This window comes from Acinetobacter gyllenbergii CIP 110306 = MTCC 11365 (assembly GCF_000413855.1).
Lineage (GTDB): Bacteria > Pseudomonadota > Gammaproteobacteria > Pseudomonadales > Moraxellaceae > Acinetobacter > Acinetobacter gyllenbergii.
This window is the reverse complement of the sequence record NZ_ATGG01000031.1, coordinates 1-1165: the sequence shown is the minus strand read 5'-3', so window position 1 is coordinate 1165 and position 1165 is coordinate 1. Positions and strand designations below refer to the sequence as shown.

The 1165-nt window shown below is 43.7% G+C and carries 1 protein-coding gene; it reads left to right on the top strand.

Features of this window, described 5'->3' with window-relative positions; genetic code table 11:
- Nucleotides 1–1165, top strand: a 1165-nt coding sequence (locus tag F957_RS03460; RefSeq protein ID WP_032864690.1) for a CAP domain-containing protein, incomplete at both ends; no start/stop codon positions are given.

Sequence of the window (1165 nt, the reverse complement as noted above, 5' to 3'; positions counted from 1 at the left end):
CAATCCCTAAGCCCGTGACCTGTGTTGAAAGCCAATATCTGGAAGAGGGTGTATGTAAAAACAAGGTAGTGCAGAATATTCAGTCACTACCATTCAGTACGCTGATTCAAGGTCAACGCTATCCATTATCGCTGCAAACAGATCAAGGTCTAGTAGTAACGTTTAGCAGTAACACACCCAACATCTGTAGTGTAAGTGGCGGTGAACTTAAAGCGCATAAAGTCGGTCAGTGTAATCTGGTATTGACACAGGCAGGGACGGCAAAAGTTCTAGCACTGAATAGCAGCATGACCGTCAATGTGAGTTGTGCGGCTGAGCAATATCTAGAAAATAATGTGTGCGTGAATAAGCTCAAGCAAACCATTACCCCACTAAAAATCAAATATATCCTGACGGAGAGTGTGTATTCACTGGATACGGAATCCAGTGCCAAACTACCTGTCACGATTAGCAGCCTTTCTTCATCAACCTGTACCTATAGTCAGGGGGAACTCAAAGGGATTGGTGCAGGGTTATGTACCCTTAAACTTACTCAAGAGGGGGATGCTAAAACACTGGCAGCAGAGAGTAAAACCATCAGCTTTGATGTGTTTAAAGCTTCATCTATGGGTGATGCACCCGATATCAATAACTGTTATGCAGGTAAGCTCAGAGCAAAGTTTAGAAATGAGTTTTTACATGAGCTCAATACGGTTCGTGCCTTGCATGGGTTGCCAAGTATTACATACGATTATGCCCATGAAGATGAGATGATGCAGACTGCCCTGATTCTTGCGGCAAACAACATCTTGACTCATTACCCTGAAGCGACCACAAACTGCTATTCAGATATTGGTGCAGTGGGTGCAAAAACCAGTAGTTTGGAAATGGGGGTAAGACAGAATAAATATGACTATTCACCTGCCGAAAGCATTACAAATATGGTGCATGACAAATTAAATCTGTTTGCAGGAGATGTGGGGCATCGCCTCTGGATGCTTAATCCTTTCTTACAAAAATCGGCGTATGGTTCAGTTAATGCGCCATCATTTAAAGATACCCGATTCCCTTATGTGGTCGGTACGTCCTACAAAGTGGTTTATCCCTTCGACAATCCAACCACTGCACCACTCGGTGTGATTGCCTATCCCTACCACAACTATCCAGCCAAATATTATATGGCGGG